The sequence below is a fragment of the Pseudomonas sp. GW822-FHT06B12 genome (assembly GCF_058799675.1).
In genome coordinates this window covers 61809-82757 of sequence record NZ_JBXALR010000008.1, presented here as the reverse complement: position 1 = coordinate 82757, position 20949 = coordinate 61809, and the positions used below count along the sequence as shown (strand labels likewise).

At 58.6% G+C, this 20949-nt stretch carries 26 protein-coding genes; 10 read left to right on the top strand and 16 right to left on the bottom strand.

The window, feature by feature from the left end; genetic code table 11:
• Nucleotides 1-16: 16 nt before the first annotated feature.
• The 3 genes from AC1RKH_RS18785 to trxB all read right to left on the bottom strand — a co-directional run bounded on the left by AC1RKH_RS18785 (nucleotide 17) and on the right by trxB (nucleotide 2478).
• Nucleotides 17-724 carry an arginyltransferase gene (locus tag AC1RKH_RS18785; RefSeq protein WP_123425891.1) on the bottom strand — a complete coding sequence of 236 codons (708 nt, stop codon included), beginning with the start codon at nucleotides 722-724 and terminating at the stop codon, nucleotides 17-19.
• Nucleotides 725-782: 58 nt separating this feature from the next.
• A complete protein-coding gene (gene aat / locus AC1RKH_RS18780) occupies nucleotides 783-1463 on the bottom strand; it encodes a leucyl/phenylalanyl-tRNA--protein transferase (protein ID WP_123425892.1) in 681 nt (226 codons plus the stop codon).
• Nucleotides 1464-1527: 64 nt separating this feature from the next.
• Nucleotides 1528-2478 (bottom strand): thioredoxin-disulfide reductase, encoded by a 951-nt coding sequence (trxB, locus tag AC1RKH_RS18775; RefSeq protein WP_493061717.1) that lies wholly within the window; start codon nucleotides 2476-2478, stop codon nucleotides 1528-1530.
• A 319-nt stretch (nucleotides 2479-2797) separates the two neighbouring features.
• On the opposite strand from trxB, the gene ftsK reads away from it, so the two are divergent.
• The 6 genes from ftsK (at nucleotide 2798) to cysG (ending at nucleotide 10448) form a co-directional block, all read left to right on the top strand.
• The gene (ftsK, locus tag AC1RKH_RS18770) at nucleotides 2798-5203 is read left to right on the top strand and encodes a DNA translocase FtsK (RefSeq protein ID WP_493061718.1); all 2406 of its coding nucleotides are present in this window, start codon (nucleotides 2798-2800) and stop codon (nucleotides 5201-5203) included.
• Nucleotides 5204-5261: 58 nt separating this feature from the next.
• Nucleotides 5262-5885, top strand: coding sequence for an outer membrane lipoprotein periplasmic chaperone LolA (gene lolA, locus AC1RKH_RS18765; protein WP_123425895.1), 624 nt, complete (start codon nucleotides 5262-5264; stop codon nucleotides 5883-5885).
• Nucleotides 5886-6059: 174 nt separating this feature from the next.
• Complete coding sequence (locus AC1RKH_RS18760) at nucleotides 6060-7382, top strand: replication-associated recombination protein A (RefSeq protein WP_123425896.1); 1323 nt, start codon at nucleotides 6060-6062, stop codon at nucleotides 7380-7382.
• Nucleotides 7382-7756 (top strand): fluoride efflux transporter CrcB, encoded by a 375-nt coding sequence (gene crcB, locus AC1RKH_RS18755; RefSeq protein WP_123425897.1) that lies wholly within the window; start codon nucleotides 7382-7384, stop codon nucleotides 7754-7756. Before AC1RKH_RS18760 ends, crcB begins: the two co-directional genes overlap by 1 nt.
• A gap of 16 nt (nucleotides 7757-7772) precedes the next feature.
• Nucleotides 7773-9053, top strand: coding sequence for a serine--tRNA ligase (serS, locus tag AC1RKH_RS18750; protein WP_493061719.1), 1281 nt, complete (start codon nucleotides 7773-7775; stop codon nucleotides 9051-9053).
• Nucleotides 9054-10448, top strand: a complete 1395-nt coding sequence (gene cysG / locus AC1RKH_RS18745; protein WP_123425899.1) for a siroheme synthase CysG — start codon at nucleotides 9054-9056, stop codon at nucleotides 10446-10448.
• 134 nt (nucleotides 10449-10582) lie between these two features.
• On the opposite strand, the gene AC1RKH_RS18740 is transcribed toward cysG, so the two are convergent.
• The 9 genes from AC1RKH_RS18740 to AC1RKH_RS18700 form a co-directional block, all read right to left on the bottom strand.
• Nucleotides 10583-11584, bottom strand: a complete 1002-nt coding sequence (locus AC1RKH_RS18740) for a glutathione S-transferase family protein (RefSeq protein WP_493061720.1) — start codon at nucleotides 11582-11584, stop codon at nucleotides 10583-10585.
• 88 nt (nucleotides 11585-11672) lie between these two features.
• Nucleotides 11673-12674 carry a glycosyl transferase family protein gene (locus tag AC1RKH_RS18735; protein ID WP_493061721.1) on the bottom strand — a complete coding sequence of 334 codons (1002 nt, stop codon included), beginning with the start codon at nucleotides 12672-12674 and terminating at the stop codon, nucleotides 11673-11675.
• Nucleotides 12671-13006 (bottom strand): TusE/DsrC/DsvC family sulfur relay protein, encoded by a 336-nt coding sequence (locus AC1RKH_RS18730; RefSeq protein ID WP_493061722.1) that lies wholly within the window; start codon nucleotides 13004-13006, stop codon nucleotides 12671-12673. The genes AC1RKH_RS18735 and AC1RKH_RS18730 overlap by 4 nt, the downstream gene beginning before the upstream one ends.
• Nucleotides 13003-13302, bottom strand: a complete 300-nt coding sequence (tusB, locus tag AC1RKH_RS18725; protein ID WP_493061723.1) for a sulfurtransferase complex subunit TusB — start codon at nucleotides 13300-13302, stop codon at nucleotides 13003-13005. Before tusB ends, AC1RKH_RS18730 begins: the two co-directional genes overlap by 4 nt.
• Nucleotides 13302-13664 (bottom strand): sulfurtransferase complex subunit TusC, encoded by a 363-nt coding sequence (tusC, locus tag AC1RKH_RS18720; protein WP_493061724.1) that lies wholly within the window; start codon nucleotides 13662-13664, stop codon nucleotides 13302-13304. Before tusC ends, tusB begins: the two co-directional genes overlap by 1 nt.
• A 3-nt stretch (nucleotides 13665-13667) precedes the next feature.
• Nucleotides 13668-14060, bottom strand: a complete 393-nt coding sequence (gene tusD, locus AC1RKH_RS18715) for a sulfurtransferase complex subunit TusD (RefSeq protein WP_493061725.1) — start codon at nucleotides 14058-14060, stop codon at nucleotides 13668-13670.
• A gap of 65 nt (nucleotides 14061-14125) precedes the next feature.
• Nucleotides 14126-14830, bottom strand: a complete 705-nt coding sequence (locus tag AC1RKH_RS18710) for a YoaK family protein (protein WP_493061726.1) — start codon at nucleotides 14828-14830, stop codon at nucleotides 14126-14128.
• Nucleotides 14831-14833: 3 nt separating this feature from the next.
• Nucleotides 14834-15163 carry a DUF6388 family protein gene (locus AC1RKH_RS18705; RefSeq protein WP_493061727.1) on the bottom strand — a complete coding sequence of 110 codons (330 nt, stop codon included), beginning with the start codon at nucleotides 15161-15163 and terminating at the stop codon, nucleotides 14834-14836.
• A gap of 59 nt (nucleotides 15164-15222) precedes the next feature.
• Complete coding sequence (locus AC1RKH_RS18700) at nucleotides 15223-15471, bottom strand: hypothetical protein (protein ID WP_123425907.1); 249 nt, start codon at nucleotides 15469-15471, stop codon at nucleotides 15223-15225.
• Nucleotides 15472-15682: 211 nt separating this feature from the next.
• Between AC1RKH_RS18700 and AC1RKH_RS18695 the strand changes: the two genes are divergently transcribed.
• Nucleotides 15683-16021 (top strand): hypothetical protein, encoded by a 339-nt coding sequence (locus tag AC1RKH_RS18695; RefSeq protein WP_493061728.1) that lies wholly within the window; start codon nucleotides 15683-15685, stop codon nucleotides 16019-16021.
• 12 nt (nucleotides 16022-16033) lie between these two features.
• On the opposite strand, the gene AC1RKH_RS18690 is transcribed toward AC1RKH_RS18695, so the two are convergent.
• Nucleotides 16034-16477, bottom strand: a complete 444-nt coding sequence (locus tag AC1RKH_RS18690) for a GNAT family N-acetyltransferase (protein ID WP_493061729.1) — start codon at nucleotides 16475-16477, stop codon at nucleotides 16034-16036.
• A 312-nt stretch (nucleotides 16478-16789) separates the two neighbouring features.
• On the opposite strand from AC1RKH_RS18690, the gene AC1RKH_RS18685 reads away from it, so the two are divergent.
• From AC1RKH_RS18685 to AC1RKH_RS18675, 3 genes are all read left to right on the top strand, one after another.
• Nucleotides 16790-17425: a lytic polysaccharide monooxygenase auxiliary activity family 9 protein gene (locus tag AC1RKH_RS18685; protein WP_493061730.1), complete on the top strand. Its 636-nt coding sequence runs from the start codon at nucleotides 16790-16792 to the stop codon at nucleotides 17423-17425.
• Between the two features lie 145 nt (nucleotides 17426-17570).
• Complete coding sequence (locus AC1RKH_RS18680; RefSeq protein ID WP_493061731.1) at nucleotides 17571-18164, top strand: NUDIX domain-containing protein; 594 nt, start codon at nucleotides 17571-17573, stop codon at nucleotides 18162-18164.
• Between the two features lie 215 nt (nucleotides 18165-18379).
• Nucleotides 18380-18571 carry an SPOR domain-containing protein gene (locus AC1RKH_RS18675; RefSeq protein ID WP_123425912.1) on the top strand — a complete coding sequence of 64 codons (192 nt, stop codon included), beginning with the start codon at nucleotides 18380-18382 and terminating at the stop codon, nucleotides 18569-18571.
• Nucleotides 18572-18652: 81 nt separating this feature from the next.
• Here AC1RKH_RS18675 and AC1RKH_RS18670 read toward each other — a convergent pair whose 3' ends face one another.
• The 3 genes from AC1RKH_RS18670 to AC1RKH_RS18660 all read right to left on the bottom strand — a co-directional run bounded on the left by AC1RKH_RS18670 (nucleotide 18653) and on the right by AC1RKH_RS18660 (nucleotide 20517).
• Nucleotides 18653-18853, bottom strand: coding sequence for a hypothetical protein (locus AC1RKH_RS18670; protein ID WP_123426096.1), 201 nt, complete (start codon nucleotides 18851-18853; stop codon nucleotides 18653-18655).
• A 93-nt stretch (nucleotides 18854-18946) separates the two neighbouring features.
• Nucleotides 18947-19660: an SOS response-associated peptidase family protein gene (locus AC1RKH_RS18665; RefSeq protein WP_493061732.1), complete on the bottom strand. Its 714-nt coding sequence runs from the start codon at nucleotides 19658-19660 to the stop codon at nucleotides 18947-18949.
• Nucleotides 19661-19842: 182 nt separating this feature from the next.
• On the bottom strand, nucleotides 19843-20517 hold the full coding sequence (locus AC1RKH_RS18660) for a DUF3313 domain-containing protein (protein ID WP_493061733.1): 675 nt from the start codon (nucleotides 20515-20517) through the stop codon (nucleotides 19843-19845).
• Nucleotides 20518-20949: the final 432 nt, after the last annotated feature.

Genomic DNA, 20949 nt, shown 5'->3' with positions numbered 1-20949 from the left:
TTTAAGCCAAGGGCTTCTAGTTTAGAACCACCCAGCGTTGATTAATCAGCAGCTCGATGGGGCGATACTGGGTCTTGTAGTTCATTTTTTTGCAGTTTTTGATCCAGTATCCGAGGTAGACCGCATCCAGCCCCAGGCGCCGGGCTTCGTTGATTTGCCAGAGAATCGCGTAACGCCCCAGGCTGCGACGATCTTCTTCGGGCTCATAGAAGGTGTAAACCGCCGACAAACCGTTGGGCAGCAGGTCGGTCACGGCGATCGCCAGCAGGCGACCTTCGAGGCGGAACTCATAGAATCGCGAAAACGGCAGATCGCGGACCAGAAAGGTCGAAAATTGATCGCGGCTGGGGGGGTACATGTCGCCATCGGCGTGACGCTGTTCGATATAGCGCTGGTAAAGGTCGAAATATTCTTCGCTGTAACCCGGTTTGGCGGGGCGAACCTGCAGGTCGGCATTGCGTTTGAAAATACGTTTCTGCTGACGGTTAGGCGAAAATTGCGCAACGGGAATGCGCGCAGGCACACACGCATTGCAATTTTGGCAATGCGGCCGGTACAGGTGATCGCCACTGCGACGAAAACCCATTTCCGACAGGTCTGCATAGACATGCACATCCATGGGCTGGCTAGGGTCGAGGAACAGCGTAGTGGCCTGTTCATCGGGCAGATAGCTGCAAGAGTGGGGTTGAGTGGCATAAAACTTGAGGCGCGCCAACTCGGTCATGAATCAACCCTCGGGAATAGCTGTTCAATTAAGTGTAAGCCACGGCTGCAAAAGTCGCTCAGCAAACCCATGTGGCACGGCTGGGTTGGTCAAGATGTTGCTGAAGATAACCAGCAAACTCGCGACGAGGGATCGCCCGGGCACCCAGGCTGTGCAGATGATCGGTCGGCATCTGGCAGTCGATCAGCACAAAACCGGCGTCCTTCAGGTGATTGACCAGTGTGGCGAAGCCGAACTTGGAGGCATTGTCGGCGCGGCTGAACATCGACTCACCAAAAAACAGCTGACCCATTGCCAAGCCATAGAGCCCGCCCACCAGCACCCCTTGATCCCAGACTTCAACCGAATGGGCGTACCCACGAGCATGCAGCTCCGTATAGGCGGCTTGCATAGCGTCGGTGATCCAGGTGCCGTCGGCGTACTCCCGTGGCGCGGCGCAGGCGTTGATGACGGCGGCGAAGTCCTGGTCGAAGGTCACCTCGTAGCGTTTTTGCCGCAGCAGTTTGCCAAGGCTGCGAGAAATATGCAGTTCGTCGGGAAACAATACGGTGCGTGGATCGGGTGACCACCAGAGGATCGGCTGACCCTCCGAGAACCACGGGAAGCAGCCGTGGCGATAAGCCCGGATCAGCCGATCAGCACTAAGGTCGCCGCCAGCGGCAAGCAAGCCGTTAGGGTCACGCATGGCTTTTTCCAGCGGCGGGAAGTTCAGGGAGTCGCGTTGTAACCAGGTCAGCATGGCATCCGGGCTTGCAGAAGGGGAGGGCAGCGGCAGGTTGGGGCCCGCCGCAATGAATGTCTTGTCAGTTGTCGTCGAGGTATTTTTCAGCGTCCAGTGCTGCCATGCAACCGGCACCGGCGGAAGTCACCGCCTGGCGGTAGACATGGTCGGCTACGTCGCCGGCGGCAAACACACCTGTGATCTCGGTGGCGGTGGCATTGCCTTCGCTGCCGCCCCGGACGCGTAGGTAGCCGTTATGCATCTCCAGCTGGCCCTGGAACAGGTCGGTGTTGGGCTTGTGGCCAATGGCAATGAACACGCCAGTCAGCTCCAGATCTTTCATCTCGCCGGTCAGGCTGTCGCGCAGGCGTGCGCCGATCACGCCGCTGGCATCGCCGAGAACCTCGTCAAGGTTCTGGTTCCAGTGCAGACGGATATTGCCGTTTTTGGCGCGTTCGAACAGTTTGTCCTGAAGAATCTTCTCTGAGCGCAGCTTGTCGCGGCGATGGATCAGGTGGACCTCCTTGGCGATGTTGCCCAGGTACAGCGCTTCTTCAACGGCGGTGTTGCCGCCGCCAATCACCGCGACCACCTGATTGCGGTAGAAAAAACCATCGCAGGTGGCGCAGGCAGACACGCCTTTGCCGGCGAAGGTTTCTTCAGAGGGCAATCCCAGGTATTGCGCCGAGGCGCCGGTCGCGATAATCAGTGCGTCGCAGGTGTAAGTGCCGCTGTCGCCAGTGAGTCTGAACGGCCGTTGCTGCAACTCTGCGGTGTGAATGTGGTCGTAGACGATCTCTGTGTCGAAACGCTCTGCGTGTTTTTGCATGCGCTCCATCAACACCGGGCCGGTCAGTCCTTCGACATCGCCTGGCCAGTTGTCGACTTCAACGGTGGTGGTCAACTGACCGCCGGCTTGCAGGCCCGTGATAACGGTCGGCTTGAGGTTGGCACGAGCGGCATAAACGGCAGCGCTGTAACCGGCAGGGCCGGAACCCAGAATGATCAGGCGTGAATGCTTGGCTTCGCTCATAAAAACACCTCATAAGCCTTTGTCACAAAAGAGAATGCATGCTCAAATTGAAGCGCGCGCAACATACTTTTGGCTATGCTACACCTTAGCTGCTCTAGCGTGGCATCGTGCGGGCAAACCCGTACAATGCCGATCTGTATCGGGATGTTCCGAAATAAAAGATCGCAGCCTTCGGCAGCTCCTACGGATTTAGATTTCGATGTCGGAGTGTTAAAAGTAGTCTCTGTTGCGTTCGTTAACTTTGTTACCTGCCCGGATTGGGCAGTTTTTGTAGTCAATCAACAGTTGGACGCGCTACAGGCGCAGGAAAAGACGCGTTTTGAAGAAATCCACCGCAGCACCTAAAACAGTAGTTCCACTCTGGCGTCAGCATTTGCACTACCGGCTCAAGGAAGGTGCACTGATCGCCATCGGTGCCTTGTGCCTGTTCCTGATGATGGCCTTGCTGACCTATGGCAAGGACGATCCGGGCTGGAGCCATAACAGCAAAATCGACGATGTACAGAACTTCGGCGGGCCGGCCGGCTCGTACAGCGCTGATATTCTGTTCATGGTGCTGGGTTATTTCGCTTACATCTTCCCGCTGTTGCTGGCGATCAAGACCTACCAGATATTCCGTCAACGCCACGAGCCGTGGCAGTGGAGTGGCTGGCTGTTTTCCTGGCGCCTGATCGGCCTGGTGTTTCTGGTGCTGTCGGGCGCGGCCCTGGCGCATATCCATTTCCATGCGCCAACCGGTTTGCCGGCCGGCGCCGGTGGTGCGCTGGGCGAAAGCCTCGGCGATCTGGCGAAGAACGCGCTGAATATCCAGGGCAGCACCCTGATGTTCATCGCACTGTTCCTGTTTGGCCTGACCGTGTTCACCGACCTTTCGTGGTTCAAGGTGATGGACGTCACCGGCAAGATCACCCTCGACCTGTTCGAGCTGTTTCAGGGCGCCGCCAATCGCTGGTGGGCGGCGCGCACCGAGCGCAAGCAATTGGTCGCTCAACTGCGTGAAGTCGACGATCGGGTGCACGACGTCGTGGCGCCGACCGTGACCGATAAACGCGAGCAAGCCAAGGTCAAGGAGCGCCTGATCGAGCGCGAGCAGGCCCTGAGCAAGCACATGTCCGAGCGCGAGAAGCAGGTCCCGCCGGTGATTGCCCCGGCGCCTGCCAAAGCGCCGCCTCCAAGCAAGCGTGTCGAGAAAGAGAAACAGGCGCCGCTGTTCGTTGACAGTGCGGTGGAGGGCACCTTGCCGCCGATCTCGATTCTCGACCCGGCAGAAAAGAAACAGCTCAACTATTCGCCTGAATCGCTGGCAGCGGTCGGCCACTTGCTGGAAATCAAACTCAAGGAATTCGGCGTTGAAGTCTCGGTGGATTCGATACACCCGGGCCCGGTGATTACCCGTTACGAGATTCAACCGGCGGCCGGGGTAAAAGTCAGTCGTATTTCCAACCTGGCCAAAGACCTTGCGCGTTCGCTGGCAGTGACCAGTGTGCGGGTGGTGGAAGTGATTCCCGGCAAGACCACGGTCGGCATCGAGATTCCCAACGAAGACCGGCAGATCGTGCGCTTCTCCGAAGTGTTGTCGACGCCGGAATACGATGACGCCAAGTCCCCGGTCACCTTGGCCCTGGGCCACGACATCGGCGGTAAGCCGATCATCGTCGACCTGGCAAAAATGCCTCACCTGTTGGTGGCCGGTACCACCGGTTCCGGTAAGTCGGTGGGCGTGAACGCAATGATTCTGTCGATTCTGTTCAAGTCGGGCCCGGAAGACGCCAAGCTGATCATGATCGACCCGAAAATGCTTGAGTTGTCGATCTACGAAGGCATTCCGCACCTGCTGTGCCCGGTGGTCACCGACATGAAGGACGCCGCCAACGCGCTGCGCTGGAGCGTGGCCGAGATGGAGCGTCGCTACAAGCTGATGGCGAAGATGGGCGTGCGTAACCTGTCGGGCTTCAACCAGAAGGTCAGAGAGGCGCAGGAGGCGGGTACACCGCTGACAGATCCGTTGTACAACCGCGAAAGCATCCACGACGAAGCGCCGCTGTTGACCAAGTTGCCGACCATCGTGGTGGTGGTCGACGAATTCGCCGACATGATGATGATCGTCGGCAAGAAGGTTGAAGAACTGATCGCCCGGATCGCCCAGAAAGCCCGTGCGGCCGGTATTCACTTGATCCTTGCAACCCAGCGTCCGTCGGTGGATGTGATCACCGGTCTGATCAAGGCCAACATTCCGACCCGTATGGCGTTCCAGGTATCGAGCAAGATCGACTCGCGAACCATCATTGACCAGGGTGGCGCCGAGCAATTGCTGGGTCACGGTGACATGCTCTACATGCCGCCGGGCACCAGTTTGCCGATTCGGGTTCACGGCGCGTTTGTTTCCGACGATGAAGTTCACCGGGTAGTTGAAGCCTGGAAACTGCGCGGCGCACCGGAGTACAACGATGACATCCTCAACGGTGTCGAAGAGGCGGGCAGCGGCTTCGAAGGCGGCAGCGGCGGTGGCGACGATGACAGCGAAACCGACGCGCTTTACGACGAAGCGGTGCAGTTCGTGCTGGAAAGCCGCCGCGCCTCGATCTCTGCGGTTCAGCGCAAGCTGAAGATTGGCTATAACCGCGCTGCGCGCATGATCGAGGCCATGGAAATGGCCGGGGTCGTGACCTCCATGAATACCAACGGCTCGCGCGAAGTGCTTGCACCAGGCCCAATGCGTGACTGACCGGTGCCGCGTGATAACACGCGGCACGCCATTCAAACGAATATCAAAGAGGACTCCCATGCGTCTTATCCGCATGTTGCTGCTGCCGGTACTGGCTTTAACCACGCTCTCGGCCCACGCCGATGACAAGGACGTGGCGCGTCTTACCCAACTGCTCGAAAAGTCGCAGACACTGACCGCACGTTTCTCTCAGCTGACCCTCGACGGCAGCGGCACTCAGTTGCAGGAAACCGCTGGCGAGATGTCGTTGCAGCGTCCGGGCCTGTTCTACTGGCACACCGATGCGCCACAAGAGCAGCTTATGGTTTCGGATGGCAAGAAGGTCTCCCTGTGGGACCCTGATCTGCAACAAGTCACCATCAAGAACCTCGATCAGCGCCTGACCCAGACTCCGGCCCTGCTGCTGTCCGGTGATGTGTCGAAAATCAGCCAGAGCTTCGCCATCACATCCAAGGAAGCCGGCGGCGTGATCGACTTCACGCTCAAGCCCAAGACCAAAGACACGCTGTTCGACAGCCTGCGTCTGTCGTTCCGCAACGGCATGGTCAATGACATGCAGATGATCGACAGCGTCGGCCAGCGCACGAATATCCTGTTCACCGGGGTCAAGGCCAACGAGCCGATTCCGGCCTCCAAGTTCAAGTTCGTCATCCCCAAGGGTGCCGATGTGATCCAGGAATAAACTGCAGGACGCAAAACCTGTGGGAGCGAGCTTGCTCGCGATGGCGTCGTATCAGTCAATATGGATGTTGAATGTCATACCGCCATCGCGAGCAAGCTCGCTCCCACAAGGACTGCGTCGCCCAGATTCTTAACTGATCGGCATCAGGACCCAGTAGAGGTTTCATAAGTAGTGATGGACCTGTTTCGCAGTGCTCCGATAGCTCAGCCCTTGGCCGCCCGTTTACGGGCCGCCAATCTGGACGAGTATGTCGGTCAGGAACACCTGTTGGCTCGCGGCAAGCCGCTGCGCGAGGCGCTGGAGCAGGGTGCCTTGCACTCGATGATTTTCTGGGGGCCACCGGGCGTGGGTAAAACCACCCTGGCGCGGCTGCTGGCGGAAGTCTCGGATGCGCACTTCGAAACCGTCTCGGCGGTGCTGGCCGGGGTCAAGGAAATCCGTCAGGCGGTGGAAGTCGCCAAGCAGCAGGCCGGACAATATGGCCGTCGAACCATTCTGTTCGTCGACGAAGTCCATCGTTTCAACAAGTCTCAACAAGATGCCTTTCTGCCGTACGTCGAAGACGGCACGCTGATTTTCATCGGTGCGACCACCGAAAACCCGTCCTTTGAACTGAACAACGCACTGTTGTCCCGTGCGCGTGTTTACGTGCTCAAGAGCCTCGACGAAACCGCACTGCACAAACTGGTACAGCGAGCGTTGACCGAAGAGCGCGGCCTGGGCAAGCGTCAGCTGAGCCTTGGCGATGACGGTTTCAAGATGCTGCTCAGCGCTGCTGACGGTGACGGCCGACGTTTGTTGAACCTGTTGGAAAACGCTTCCGACCTGGCCGAAGACGGCACGGAAATCGGCGTCGAGCTGCTGCAAAGCCTGCTTGGCGACACCCGGCGACGGTTCGACAAGGGCGGCGAAGCGTTTTACGACCAGATATCCGCGTTGCACAAATCGGTGCGCGGTTCCAACCCGGACGGTGCGCTGTACTGGTTCGCGCGCATGCTCGACGGTGGCTGCGATCCGTTGTACCTGGCCCGGCGCGTGGTGCGCATGGCCAGCGAAGACATCGGCAATGCCGACCCGCGCGCCTTGAGCCTGTGCCTGGCCGCGTGGGATGTGCAGGAGCGGCTCGGCAGTCCCGAGGGCGAGTTGGCGGTCGCGCAGGCGATTACCTATCTGGCCTGTGCGCCGAAAAGCAACGCCGTTTACATGGGCTTCAAAGCTGCCATGCGCAGCGCTGCCGAGCACGGCTCGCTGGAAGTCCCGCTGCATTTGCGCAACGCCCCGACCAAGTTGATGAAGCAGCTCGGTTATGGCGACGAATACCGTTATGCCCACGATGAGCCGGACGCTTACGCCGCCGGTGAAGACTATTTCCCGGAAGAGCTGGAACCGCAGTCGTTCTACCGACCGGTTCCGCGTGGTCTGGAGTTGAAGATTGGCGAGAAGCTCAATCACCTTGCACAACTCGACCGTCTTAGCCCGAAACAGCGGAGAAAGTAGTGATTCGAACTATTCTTGCGGTGTCCGTGGCCGGCATCGCTGGTACATTACTGCGTTTCGCAGCCGGCAATTGGGTCAACGCCAATTGGCCGCGGCATTTTTATGCGGCGACCCTGGCCGTCAATCTGGTGGGCTGTCTGATCATCGGTTTGCTTTACGGGCTGTTTCTGATGCGCCCCGAAGTGCCGATTGAAATTCGCGCTGGCCTGATCGTCGGTTTTGTAGGCGGTCTGACGACCTTTTCATCCTTTTCACTGGATACGCTGCGCTTGCTGGAAAGCGGGCAGGCACCGATAGCCTTCGGTTATCTGGCCATCAGTGTATTCGGCGGGCTGCTCGCAACCTGGGCTGGCCTATCCTTGACCAAACTTTGATAAACGAGAGACCGACATGCTCGATTCCAAACTGTTACGTAGCAACCTTCAGGACGTAGCGGACCGCCTGGCATCCCGTGGCTATGCCTTGGATGTTGCGCGCATCGAAGCGCTGGAAGAACAGCGCAAGACCGTCCAGACCCGCACCGAAGCACTGCAGGCCGAACGTAATGCGCGCTCCAAATCCATCGGTCAGGCCAAACAGCGCGGTGAAGACATCGCGCCGTTGATGGCGGATGTCGAGCGCATGGCGAACGAGCTCGGTGTTGGCAAGTTCGAGCTGGACGCGATCCAGACCGAGCTGGACTCAATTGTGCTGGGCATTCCTAACCTGCCACACGAGTCGGTGCCGATTGGTTCCGACGAAGACGGCAACGTCGAAGTGCGCCGCTGGGGCACGCCGACCGCCTTCGATTTCGAAATCAAGGACCACGTTGCGCTGGGCGAGAAGTTCGGCTGGCTGGACTTTGAAACCGCCGCCAAGCTGTCTGGCGCCCGTTTCGCCTTGCTGCGCGGGCCGATCGCTCGTCTGCACCGCGCCCTCGCGCAGTTCATGATCAACCTGCACACCAGCGAGCACGGCTACGAAGAGGCCTACACGCCTTATCTGGTTCAGGCGCCGGCCTTGCAGGGCACCGGTCAACTGCCGAAGTTCGAGGAAGACCTGTTCAAGATCAGCCGCGAAGGCGAAGCCGATCTGTACCTGATTCCGACCGCTGAAGTGTCGCTGACCAACATCGTGGCTGGCGAAATCATTGACCCGAAACTGCTGCCGATCAAGTTCGTGGCTCACACGCCGTGCTTCCGCAGTGAAGCCGGTGCATCGGGTCGTGACACGCGCGGGATGATTCGTCAGCACCAGTTCGACAAGGTCGAAATGGTCCAGATCGTTGAACCATCGACTTCGATGGAAGCGCTGGAAGGCCTGACCGCCAACGCCGAGAAAGTCTTGCAACTGCTGGAACTGCCTTACCGCACCATCGCACTGTGCACCGGCGACATGGGCTTCAGCGCGGTCAAGACCTACGACCTGGAAGTGTGGATTCCGAGCCAGGACAAATACCGTGAAATTTCGTCGTGCTCCAACTGCGGCGATTTCCAGGCCCGTCGCATGCAAGCGCGTTTCCGTAACCCGGAAACCGGCAAGCCTGAGCTGGTTCACACCCTGAACGGTTCCGGCCTGGCGGTCGGTCGTACCCTGGTGGCGGTGCTGGAGAACTATCAGCAGGCCGACGGTTCGATCCGCGTGCCGGCCGTGCTCAAGCCGTACATGGGCGGCCTCGAGGTCATCGGCTAAATGGAATTTCTGCCGCTGTTTCACAACCTGCGCGGCAGTCGTGTGTTGGTCGTCGGTGGAGGGGAGATTGCCTTGCGCAAATCCCGTCTGCTGGCCGATGCCGGTGCGCTGCTGCGGGTCGTTGCACCCGAGATCGAAACCCAGCTACGCGAACTGGTGCAGAACAGTGGCGGCGAGCTGGTGTTGCGCGGCTATCGTGAGTCGGACCTCGACGGTTGCGGGTTGATCATTGCCGCCACCGACGATGAACCGCTGAATGCGCAAGTCTCCCAGGATGCTCATCGGCGCTGCGTGCCGGTCAACGTGGTGGACGCGCCGGCCTTGTGCAGCGTGATTTTCCCAGCGATCGTCGACCGTTCGCCGTTGGTGATTGCGGTTTCCAGCGGCGGCGATGCGCCGGTGCTGGCGCGGTTGATCCGCGCCAAACTGGAAACCTGGATTCCCTCGACCTACGGCCAACTGGCCGGGTTGGCGGCGCGTTTTCGCCATCAGGTCAAAGGTCTGTTCCCGGACGTGCAGCAGCGCCGGGCATTCTGGGAAGAGGTTTTCCAGGGGCCGATCGCTGATCGTCAACTGGCCGGGCAGGGCGCTGAAGCCGAGCGCTTGTTGCTGGCGAAAATCAACGGCGAATCCCCCAATGCTCCGGGTGAGGTGTATCTGGTAGGCGCAGGGCCGGGTGACCCCGATTTGCTGACCTTCCGCGCCTTGCGACTGATGCAGCAAGCCGATGTGGTGCTATATGACCGTCTGGTGGCGCCGGCGATTCTTGAGCTGTGCCGTCGTGATGCCGAGCGGATTTATGTCGGCAAGCGACGTGCTGATCACGCGGTGCCTCAGGACCAGATCAACCAGCAATTGGTCGACCTGGCCAAGCAGGGCAAGCGTGTGGTGCGGTTGAAGGGCGGTGATCCGTTCATCTTCGGCCGTGGTGGCGAAGAGATCGAAGAGCTGGCGGCCCACGGCATCCCGTTCCAGGTCGTGCCGGGCATTACCGCTGCCAGCGGTTGCGCGGCCTACGCCGGGATTCCGCTGACCCACCGTGATTACGCGCAGTCGGTGCGCTTTATCACCGGCCACCTGAAGGACGGTACCTCGGATCTGCCGTGGAGCGATCTGGTCGCGCCAGCGCAAACCCTGGTGTTTTACATGGGGCTGGTGGGGTTGCCGATCATCTGCGAGCAACTGATCAAGCATGGTCGCTCGGCGGATACGCCGGCGGCGTTGATTCAGCAGGGCACGACGCCTAATCAGCGCGTCTTCACAGGCACGCTGGCCGACCTTCCACAGCTGGTGGCAGAGCATGAGGTTCATGCACCGACATTGGTAATCGTGGGAGAAGTGGTGCAGCTTCGCGAGAAACTCGCGTGGTTTGAAGGCGCCCAGTCTCAAGTCTGAGAACCGCGTCGCCTCCATCGCGAGCAAGCTCGCTCCCACACTGGGCCGTGTTTAGCCACAGATTCATGGCCAAACACAGATCAAATGTGGGAGCGAGCTTGCTCGCGATGAGGCCCTCAAAACCTGCATAAACCTCAGGCCTTGTGCCAAACCCCTTTCCCGCTCAACCGTCCCCGATCATGCGCGGTGGTGAAGTCTTGCGCCGGCCCCTTCGGCACAATGCCAGTCGGATTGATCGTGCGATGGCTGGCGTAGTAATGCCCTTTGATGTGGGCAAAATCCACGGTTTCGCTGATCCTCGGCCACTGATACACCTCGCGTAGCCAGTTCGACAGGTTCGGGTAATCGGCGATCCGCCGCAGGTTGCATTTGAAGTGGCTGTAATACACCGCGTCGAAGCGAATCAGCGTGGTGAACAGGCGAATGTCCGCCTCAGTCAGGTACTCACCGGCCAGATAGCGCTTCTCGCCCAGTCGGTGTTCCAGCCAGTCGAGTTCGCAGAACAGCTCATCAAACGCTTCTTCATAGGCCGTTTGCGACGTGGCAAACCCTGCGCGATACACGCCGTTGTTCACCGCCGGATAAATCCGCGCATTCAGCTCATCGATTTCAGCGCGCAAGGGTTGCGGGTAGAAGTCCAGGCCGTTGCCGGTCAGACCGTCGAAGGCGCTGTTGAACATGCGGATGATTTCCGCCGATTCGTTGCTGACGATGCGTTTTTGCAGGTTATCCCACAGCACTGGCACCGTTACGCGGCCGGTGTAGTTGGCGGCATCCGCGGTGTAGCGCTGGTGCATGAAGTCTAAGTGATCGAGTTTGTCGCCAGTGGAGCCGAAGGCCTTGTCGAAGGTCCAGCCGTTCTCCAGCATCAGCCAGCTGACCACCGACACATCGATCAGGCTTTCCAGGCCTTTGAGCTTGCGCAGGATCAGCGTGCGATGCGCCCAAGGGCAGGCGAGCGAGACGTAGAGGTGATAGCGACCGGCTTGTGCGGGGAAGCCGCCTTCGCCGCTGGGGCCGGGTTTGCCGTCGGCGGTCAGCCAGTTGCGGCGCTGCGCTTGTTCGCGCTGGAACGTGCCGTCCTTGCTGCTTTCGTACCACTGATCACGCCAGTGCCCTTCAATCAGCAAACCCATCTCGAACTCCAAAGTCGTTAAACGTTGGAGTTCAGTCTATTCGGATGAGTTCGAACAAAAAGCGCAAAGGTTGGGCGTTAATGATCGGTTAAATCGATTTATCGCGAGCGTCCCAGAACTGCTGAGCTTTGACGAAGGCTTCATCACGCGGCGTACCGAGACCGCGCAAGGCCAGGGCCATGGTCGAAATCAGCGCCATTTGCGGATAGCTGTCGACCACATCGCCGCGCCAAACGGCTTTCAAGTGTTCAGGATCGAGGGTTGCTGGTTTGACGTGGCGTTGCGCCGACAGCTGCGGCCATTCCTCGTCCCAGCTCTCACCGCCGGTGGTGCCGTACAGGTGACTGTCGGCGTCCGGGTTGATCTCGATTTCACCACCGTCACCCTTGATCACGATCGTGTTATCGCCGAGCAAGCCGCTGGCGTCGCGGTGCACGCCCTGGTAGCCAGGGTGGAAGATGCTTTGCAGGCCACAGCGCGCGCCCAACGGATTGAGAATCCGTGCCAGCGAGTGGATCGGCGAACGCAGGCCGAGGGTGTTGCGCAGGTCGATCATCCGTTGCAGTTGTGGCGCCCAGTCGCCCAGCGGGATGAACGCCAGATTGCCTTGCTCAAGCGCGGAGCCCACTTGTTGCCAGTTACGGCACAACGGGATCTGCAATTGCTCGAGCAGTTGCTCGCTGTACAGACGCCCGGCGGTATGCGCACCACCGCCGTGCATCAGGATCCGCACACCGTTTTGCGCCAGGCACTTGGCGGCCAGCAGGTACCACGGCAAGTGACGTTTCTTGCCGGCGTAGGTCGGCCAGTCCAGATCGACGCCCAACGCTGGCGCGTTCAGCCGTTCGCGCAAGGCTTCGGTGAAGCCTGCCAGTTCTTCAGGGCTTTCTTCCTTGTGCCGCAACAGCATCAGGAAGGCACCGAGTTGAGTGTCCTCGACCTTGTCGTCAAGCAGCATGCCCATGGCCTCACGGGCCTCTTCGCGGGTCAGGCTGCGGGCACCGCGTTTGCCTTTGCCGAGAATCCGCACGAACTGCGCGAAAGGGTGTTCGGCAGGTGTTTCAGTGATCAGTGGGGCGAAATCGGTCATAGACAATTCGTCGGTTTGGGCAGGCCCGCCAGCTTGGCGGCAAGTTTGGCGGGAGTGCCTTTGAACAAGCGGTTCAGGTGCAGGCTGTTGCCCTTGTCCGGGCCCAGCTTCAGCGCGGTGTATTTGATCAGCGGGCGGGTTGCCGGCGACAGCTGGAACTCTTGATAGAAGCCACGCAGCAGCTCAAGGATTTCCCAGTGTTCGGGGCTCAGCTCAAGTTCTTCGGTGGCGGCCAGGGCGGCGGCGACTTCGGCGGACCAGTCACCTAGATCAACCAGGTAACCATCCTTGTCCAGGTCGATGCGACGTGCACCTACGGTGAGCGAGTTCATAACCAGCTGTTGACCTTATCGTAGTGAATCGACAGTTCGACGAAGGCCGGATAGTCGACGCTTTTGACCCAGTCAGGCACTTGCAATCCGCGGGCCTGAACGTCTTCGTCGAGGACGAACAGACGCAAGGCATCGCGCCGTGTTTCCAACGCGCTGAATGGCGCAGTGCCGGGTTGCAAGGCGTAAACCGCATCGCCGCTGAGCAGAACCGCATCGCTCGCGCCGAGCAGGCGCAGGCAACTGGTCAGCCGGTTATCGGTAAACGGCGAGTGAGACAACACATGCAAAGTCGACATCAGAGGGTGATCACTTGGTCATAACGGTCAATAACAGCCGAGATTTGCTCAGCAGCCAGCACGTGCAACGGGTCGAGGCTTAAGGCCGTCGGCACCAGGCCGCGAGCCGTTGCGCTGTCGCCACACACATACACGTCTTCTATACCAAACAACCCAAGCGCCTGCAGGTTGGCGCTGAGGTCTTTTTGTTGCACGGCTTTGGCGTTCTGCCGGGTGGCCAGCTGGAACACGCCGTCATCGAGAAACAGCAGGCCGATCGGCAAATCGAAGGCACCGCCGGCGAGTACGATATCCAGCGCTTCACGGGCGCTTGGGCCAGACCAGGGCGCCTGCCGGCTGATAATCAGCAAGGATTTAGGCATGGTTCATGGCCCTCCAAAACAGATCAGGCGATCGGCGTCTTGCACCGCATCATGCAACTGCCCGAGCCCGGACAATTCCCACGGTGCGCTGACATTGATCGCCGTCCGCTGATAACGCTGGGCTTCTGCTTCATCCAGCACGCCACGGCGCAAGGCTGCGGCAATGCACACCACGCCGTCGAGTTGGTGCTCGCTGACGAAGTTGCGCCATTGCAGCGCCAGGTCCTGCTCATCCTGTGGCGTGACGACGTTGCTCGACGCGTTGTAAACGCCGTCCTGATAGAAAAACAGCCGCACGATCTCGTGCCCTCCAGCCAGCGCTGCCTGAGCAAACAGCAGGGCGCGGCGCGAGGAGGGCGCGTGTGCGGCGGAAAACAGCGCAATGGCGAACTTCATGGCGAACTCTGACAACAAATCTGCGGCCATGATAAAGCTTTATCGGCGGTGCGGCGAAGGGCGATTCAGCGAGGCATGTAGCCCAGCTGCCAGCGCCGTGGAATCTTCAGCGAAACAACCCCGAGTACGCCGGCCAGCAGGCCACTGGCGTACAAGGCTTGCAGGCCGAGATGGTGTTCGAGCACCGCACCCAGAACGGCCCCGGCAAACATGCCGGTCCAGGGGATCAACTGCACCCGCCAGCCATTCCGGCGTTCGCCGAGCAACCAGCGTCCCAGACCACGACCGAAGCGCGACAGGGCGCCGGTGACATAGGTCAGCCCGACCGGAAAGCCATTGACCTGTTCGACAGCGGCATTGAGCATCCCCATGGCGATGATCGCCGCCAGCAACGCCGGGTATTTAGCCTCGAATGGCCACGCAGCCGCGGCGCACAGCAGGGTGGCGATGCTCAGCATCAATGGCAGGGCGCGTCGACCGCCCATGCGACTGACCACAATGCCCAATGCGTTGCCGACGATGAACATGGCGACCAGCACCAGCAAGCGCACGGTCAGGAGCAGATCACCGTCGCTGATCGCCACCGCCAGGCGAGTGGTGTTGCCGCTCATGAATGAGACAAAGTCGCCGGTGGCCATGAAGCCGATGGCGTCGGTCATGCCGGCCAGCACCGAGAGGCTTGCGACCAGCAACATACCGATCCGCCCGCGCCATTTCTGCACGTGCAACAGGCCGGGTGTATGGGCGCGATTAGGTGAAGATGGCAGCATTCGTCAGTTCTCAAGACCATGCAGTTTGCGATATTCCTCCCAGTCCATGCCGGCCATTTGCGCCACTTCCTTGTGTACCTCCAGCCGTTGGGCTTCATAGTCCTCAACAGTGGCGGCGGTCAATTGCAACGTCAGCTCCCAGGCAAACAGGCCCAGACGCTCGGCCTCTGCTTCGTAGGCTTCATGCAATCGCTCGTTGCGATACTGCTCCATGGTTTCGCCTTTGGCTTGGGCGGCCAGAGGGTTCAGGTGATCGAGTTCTTCGCGTAACACCGGTCGCGCATTGAGAAACCGTTGCAGCGCCAGTTCGTGTTGCGATTCGATGGGGGCCATGGACCATCCTTGTCAAAGAGAAAGTATGAGCTTCTTGATGGCGTTTGCCTTGACGCGGATCAGGAGATCTTTTTCTTGTTGGCTTTGGCCTCCGCCGCCAGGCACTCCAGAGCAAACTGCTCGGTGTAGGTCATCTGGATCGGCGTGGTTTCGCCTTTGACGGTTCTTTCGCCATCGAGGATGTAACGAATGCGCTTGTCGGTCACGCCGATGCGTTTGGCGATCCACGACGGGGTCTGGCCGATCTGGCTGATCAGTTTGTCGGCGTAGTCGGTGGAAGGTTTGTAGAACTCGGCATTGGGGGTCATGGGCTTTCCAGAAGAAGTTGCGAGGCGCGAGGCGCCAATTATGGCGCGACAGGGTGCGCGAATCGGCGCGGCCTGTCGCGATCAATATAAAGTAAAGCATGAAGTAAAGCAGAGCGGCGCCGAGGACGGGGCATGTGGAACAGCTCAGTCTGGCACTTCGGGACAGCCGCTTGCGGTGATACAGTCAGCGTTTTGCAAATAAGGAAACTCAATGCGTATTTTGATGGTGGCACTGGCTGGCGTGTTGCTGGCAGGGTGTGCGGGATCGACGATGAAAGAAGCGCGCTCCCAGAACCCCTACAAGACGCTCGCCTCGAACAAGCCTGATCTGGTCGTCGCCCAGTGCGTGCAGTTTGCCTGGCAGGACGAGGCGGTGTTCGGTGTCGACGCCAGTGGCTACCTGCAACCCGGCGAAATCGGCGGCTTCACCGTTTACACCCGCTCGGCCGAATCCTTCATCGATGTGCAAGGCGGCGCATTGAAGTACTACGCCACTCAGGACAACTGGGTTGCCAAGCGCCGACTGGCAGCACTGGCCACCTGTTTGTGAGTCAGTGATGGCTTAGCTATTTTGCTCGGTGGCCGTGAGGCGTTTCTGAAAAAAGAAGCGCTTACTGCCCAGCGGATAGTCGGCTATCTGCCCAACTTCGGTAAACCCCAACTTCTTGTAAAACTCCGGTGCCTGGAATTCGAAGGTGTCGAGGTAGATCCCGATGCAGTTCTTCTCCCGCGCCAGCTCCTCGGCCATTTGCATCAGCCGTGAGCCGGTGCCCTGACCGCGTGCCTGCTCGGGCACTGACAGCAGGTCGATGAACATCCATTGGTAAAACAGTTTTGCGTAGAGCCCGCCGAGGATCTCGTTGCTCTGTTCATCACGAACCAGCAGGGCGATTTCCTGGTAATGACCTTCGCCGGCATGGGCGATGTTATAGGCACGCAAGGGGTTGATAATCGCCTGGCGTTCTTCGGGTAGAGGGTTTTGCGATAGCTCGATGCGCAGTTTCATTCGTGACGTCCTTGTAACGGTTTGGGGGCAATCGATGCCGAGATTACCGCGTGCTGTTCTCCAAGTGAATGCCTGTGGCGTGTAACGGTCCTGAGGCGAATCGTTCTGATTGCGGGTTCGTGTTGTAGTCCTTTTGCCAGTCCAGACGTAGGGGTTTATATATTTAACTGTATGGATAGCCAGTATTTGTTGGGTCCCGCTTGGCAACACTCCTGAAATACGGAAAAACCGGCCGTGGACTTCATCCGTCATTCGGTTAGGTTGAAAGCGTTCCTCAGGAAGGAACGTTCTTAAATCAACGGAGTGAAAAATATGAACAAGCCACAAACTCAACCGCAACTCAAACACGGTCGTGTGACTACCCCGGCCAGCCGCGGCTCTGTCGCTATTGAAGTCGGCCTCCTGGAGGGTTGGCAGGTCAACGAAATGGAAGGCGGAAAGAACTTCCCTTCATTGACCGCCGGGCCATTCCCCGCACCGTACGAGACGGACAGCGCCAGCGTTGCACCACCGGCTGATGGTTTCATTCTCAGTGGTGGCAAGGCTGATGCTCGTGATTGCATCAACTACACCAACGAGGAAATGAGCAATAAGCTCAATCGTCCTTTCACCTGGCCACTGCTCAACGTGAACCCGGGTCAGACCTTCCATGTCACCTGGCAGTACACGGCACCTCACACCACTCGCGGTTACAGCTGGTTTATCACCAAGGATGGCTGGGACCCGAAACAGCGTATCAGCCGTGCGCAACTCGAGGCCAAACCGTTTGCTGAAGACTTCTACACGCAGGTGCCTTACTACTCACACAGCAGCGAACTCAAAGCCAAAGTCGAACATGAAGTGAAGCTGCCCGCGGGCAAGAAAGGTCATCACGTCATTGTGCTGCTATGGATTGTCGCCAACACCGGCAATGCGTTCTATCAAGCCTTCGACGTGGACTTCAAGTAAGGCTTCGTTCGTAGCGTGAACAGGCTCTAAAGGATTGGAGCCGAAAGCCCGGTAGCGCTGCCGGGCTTTTTTTCTTGCGTGCCGTCACAGCCCTCGACTGGTGGAATAACATGGCGCCTTCTGACAACAAACAGGATGGATTGTCATGTCGAACACGGCCGAGCGCGTCAACATCATCGAGTCCCAGGTGTTGTCCGACGACTGGTACCTGCTGAAGAAAATCACCTTCGATTACCTGCGCAACAATGGCGTTTGGCAGCGACAAACCCGTGAGGTCTACGACCGTGGCAATGGTGCAGCTATTCTGCTGTTCAACCGCGCGCAAAAAACCATCGTGCTGACACGCCAGTTCAGGTTGCCGGTCTTCGTCAACGGTCATGACGGCTTGCTGGTTGAAGTGGCTGCGGGCCTGCTGGAAGGCGCCTCACCGCAGGAGCGCATTCGCGCCGAAGCGGAGGAGGAAACGGGCTATCGCGTTCATGATGTGCAGAAAGTATTCGAGGCTTACATGAGCCCGGGGTCGGTGACCGAGAAACTGCATTTCTTTATAGCTGAATATGATGCTGCTTCACGCGTCGGATCGGGGGGTGGGCTGGAGGCGGAAGCTGAAGACCTTGAGGTGCTGGAACTGAAGTTCGATGAGGCACTTGAGGCGTTTTACAGTGGGCAGATCGTCGACGGGAAAACCATCATGCTGCTGCAGTACGCGGCGATGAAGGACATTTTTGCGGCGGTTTAGACCAGGCTCTTCTGAAAGGCAAAAAAAAGCCCGCGGGAGGGTGCGGGCCGAATGTTTCTTGAATGAGCGGCGGGGAATATAAGCGCTAAGGGCTGAAATCACCGTGAAAGATGTTTCATGCTTTATCCGCTCGACCGCTCGACCTGTTAAGCCCACAGAACTCTAAACCGGGTGTAAGTTAGGTCCGGGATTATCTCTCGTGAATGGAGGTGACTATGAGCGTTCCGCTGCTTAGCAAAATGCACATGAACGGTTATCAAGTGGTCAGCGTCAACAGTGGTCTCTGGAAGGTCTGTACTCGTAATGACCGGCTCGGGTCCTTTGGCACCCGAGAAGAAGCGCTGGCCTACGCGGCGTCGTTGCCCGCCCGTAAAACCAGAGTGAAACCCGTTTCCCACACACAGTGAGGTGATTATCTGGAGATGTCTGTCTACCTTTTCTCCAGCAGCCGCAAACAAAAAGGAGCCCGCTTGTTGCGGGCTCTTTCGTCAGGAGTTATCGGTCGACTCAGGTTTGCGTCGATCCTTGCCGGCAGGGTTGCCGGTGTTCAAAAGCCTTCTCTCCACCATTACATTTTCAAGTGCCTGGCGGGCTGAAGGTTCAAGCTGATCTTCTCTTTCTTTGAGCTCAAGCAGGATAGGGCTGGACCAAGTGCGATAGGTCCGCTCGGCAATTCGAATCGGGTTCATTTTCGTCTCCCAGACCAAGTGCTCGCTAACAGCGCGGCGTGTTTCCATGTCGCGAAAATCCTAGTCGAGAAACCTGGGTGTTGCCAGTCGCTATCACTTGTTGCCCTTGTGATCGCCGCTAATGATTTTACCGATCGGCGTGATGAGTTCAGGTCTCTGGTTCCTCACATTACCCACGGCCATGTCGACTTTGAACCACTCGAAGGTTTCGCTCGGCTCACCCTGATGCAACACCATCTGCTCGGCGCTTTCCTTTGGCATTGCGAGGTTGAGCCACTCTCGGGCCAACTCCGGCGACAGAACCACCGGTCGCCGATCATGTAGATCAACCAGGCCACCGGAACTGTCTGCGGTGAAAATCACAAAACCATCGTCCTCCTTCGGCTCTCGTCCCCCCGCGGGGTACTGGCCAATGGCAGCACACAGAATGGGGGCCTGATCCCGGCGCCGGATAAGGTAGGGCTGTTTATTCGGGCCGCCTTCATAGACCCACTCGAACCAGTTGTCGATAGGCACAATGGCGCGGTGTGGCCAGATTGCCCGGAAGAAGGAGCCGTGTGCGACTTTCTCAACCCGGGTATTGATGGGGACGGAGTGATCTTTCGAACCGTGCGGTCGCCAGCCCCAGCGCACCCGGTCAGCGTGCAAGGTTTCGCCTTCGAGGTGAAACAGAGCGACCTGCGTCGAGGGGGCTACGTTGTACAGACCCAAAGGCTGGTCGCCCACAGTGTTGAGCAGAGCATTGGGCATGCTCAGCGCCGCGACGAAGTCGTGGATGCCTCGGTACTGTGAAAGTCGTCCACACATTGGAAAATCCTCCGGTGGAGATTTCAGCTTAGTCGAGTCGTGTCCGGGAAGGTGGATCTATGCCGGAAACTGGATGTTTCGGCGAACTCTGGAACAGCGCTCAAATCCTGTATGACGGGCATAAAAATCCGGAGTCATTATCAGACTCCGGATTTCCGGGGAAGCTGGCTGACACTTCATTGCTATTTGATGAATGCCTGCATATCGCTGTTCAGCTTTTTGATCGCCGCTTTGAAGTCGTTGGCGGTTACCGGTTGGCTTGCATTTTTCACCTGCTCACCCATGACCTTGCGCACGACTTTGGCCACGGTCTGGCCGTTGCTCGCATCGATCATCTCGGCTTCGATGTACAGCTCGGTGTCCTGGTCGCGGTGACCGGTGGCCGCCTGAGTCGCGCCTATCGCGGCCGTGACCGGCAGTACTTCATACCATTTCATGCCTTCGTTGGACGCGGTGACGCCAGTGATCGCGGCGCGCACTACCAGCACTCGCGAACCGGCAGGGGCCGACTGAACGTTCGGTACCACACGGTACTTCTGGCTCAGTACGCTCTTGGCGTTATCGGTCACGTAGGCTTGCAACTGATCCAGAGTCTGGCGGTTGACTCGCTCATTGGGCTTGGGCACCGGGTACAGTTCCAGTCGTTTGAAGGCCACCGTGTCATAGGCGTTCGGGTTCCAGGACGAGGTCACCCAACGCATGGCTTTCTCGCCGCTGGGTGTGGTGACTTCCTGCAGGTTGTTGTAGTTGGGAAGAAACCCTGAGTACTGTTCCTTCTCCGTGATTCTTGAGGTGCAACCGCCGAGCAGCAGGCTGGTCAAGGCAATGCCGACAAGCAATTTTTTGGACAGACTCATATTGTTTACTCCATGGGTTAAGACTTTCTATTCGGTTGCAGGGCGCCAGAAACGCCAGGTCATATTGCCGGTCACAGCTTGAATCCAGGCGCTATCGAACTGCCCGGATATGGCCGTTTTCTGCCTGTCGCTACTGACCGGTAATGAGTCTGGAAGGGGGGCTGCAATCAATTAAATACAGGCGAGCACGGCGCAACCGCATCGAGTTGACGGCAGTGACGGGGCATAGGGCTAATACCTGCACACTGGATTCCTTATGAGGTGGCCTGCATAGAGTGCCCTGCGTCCTTTGCTGGAGTATGTCCAGCTTATTTCTATGCAGTAGAAATGTTACCCAATTGAAATATATGTCTGGCTGGCGTTTCAGCTTCGCTTCCTTCGAAAAGATGTTCCCATTGGAGACTCTTTGGGTGAGCGGGTATCCAACAGTCG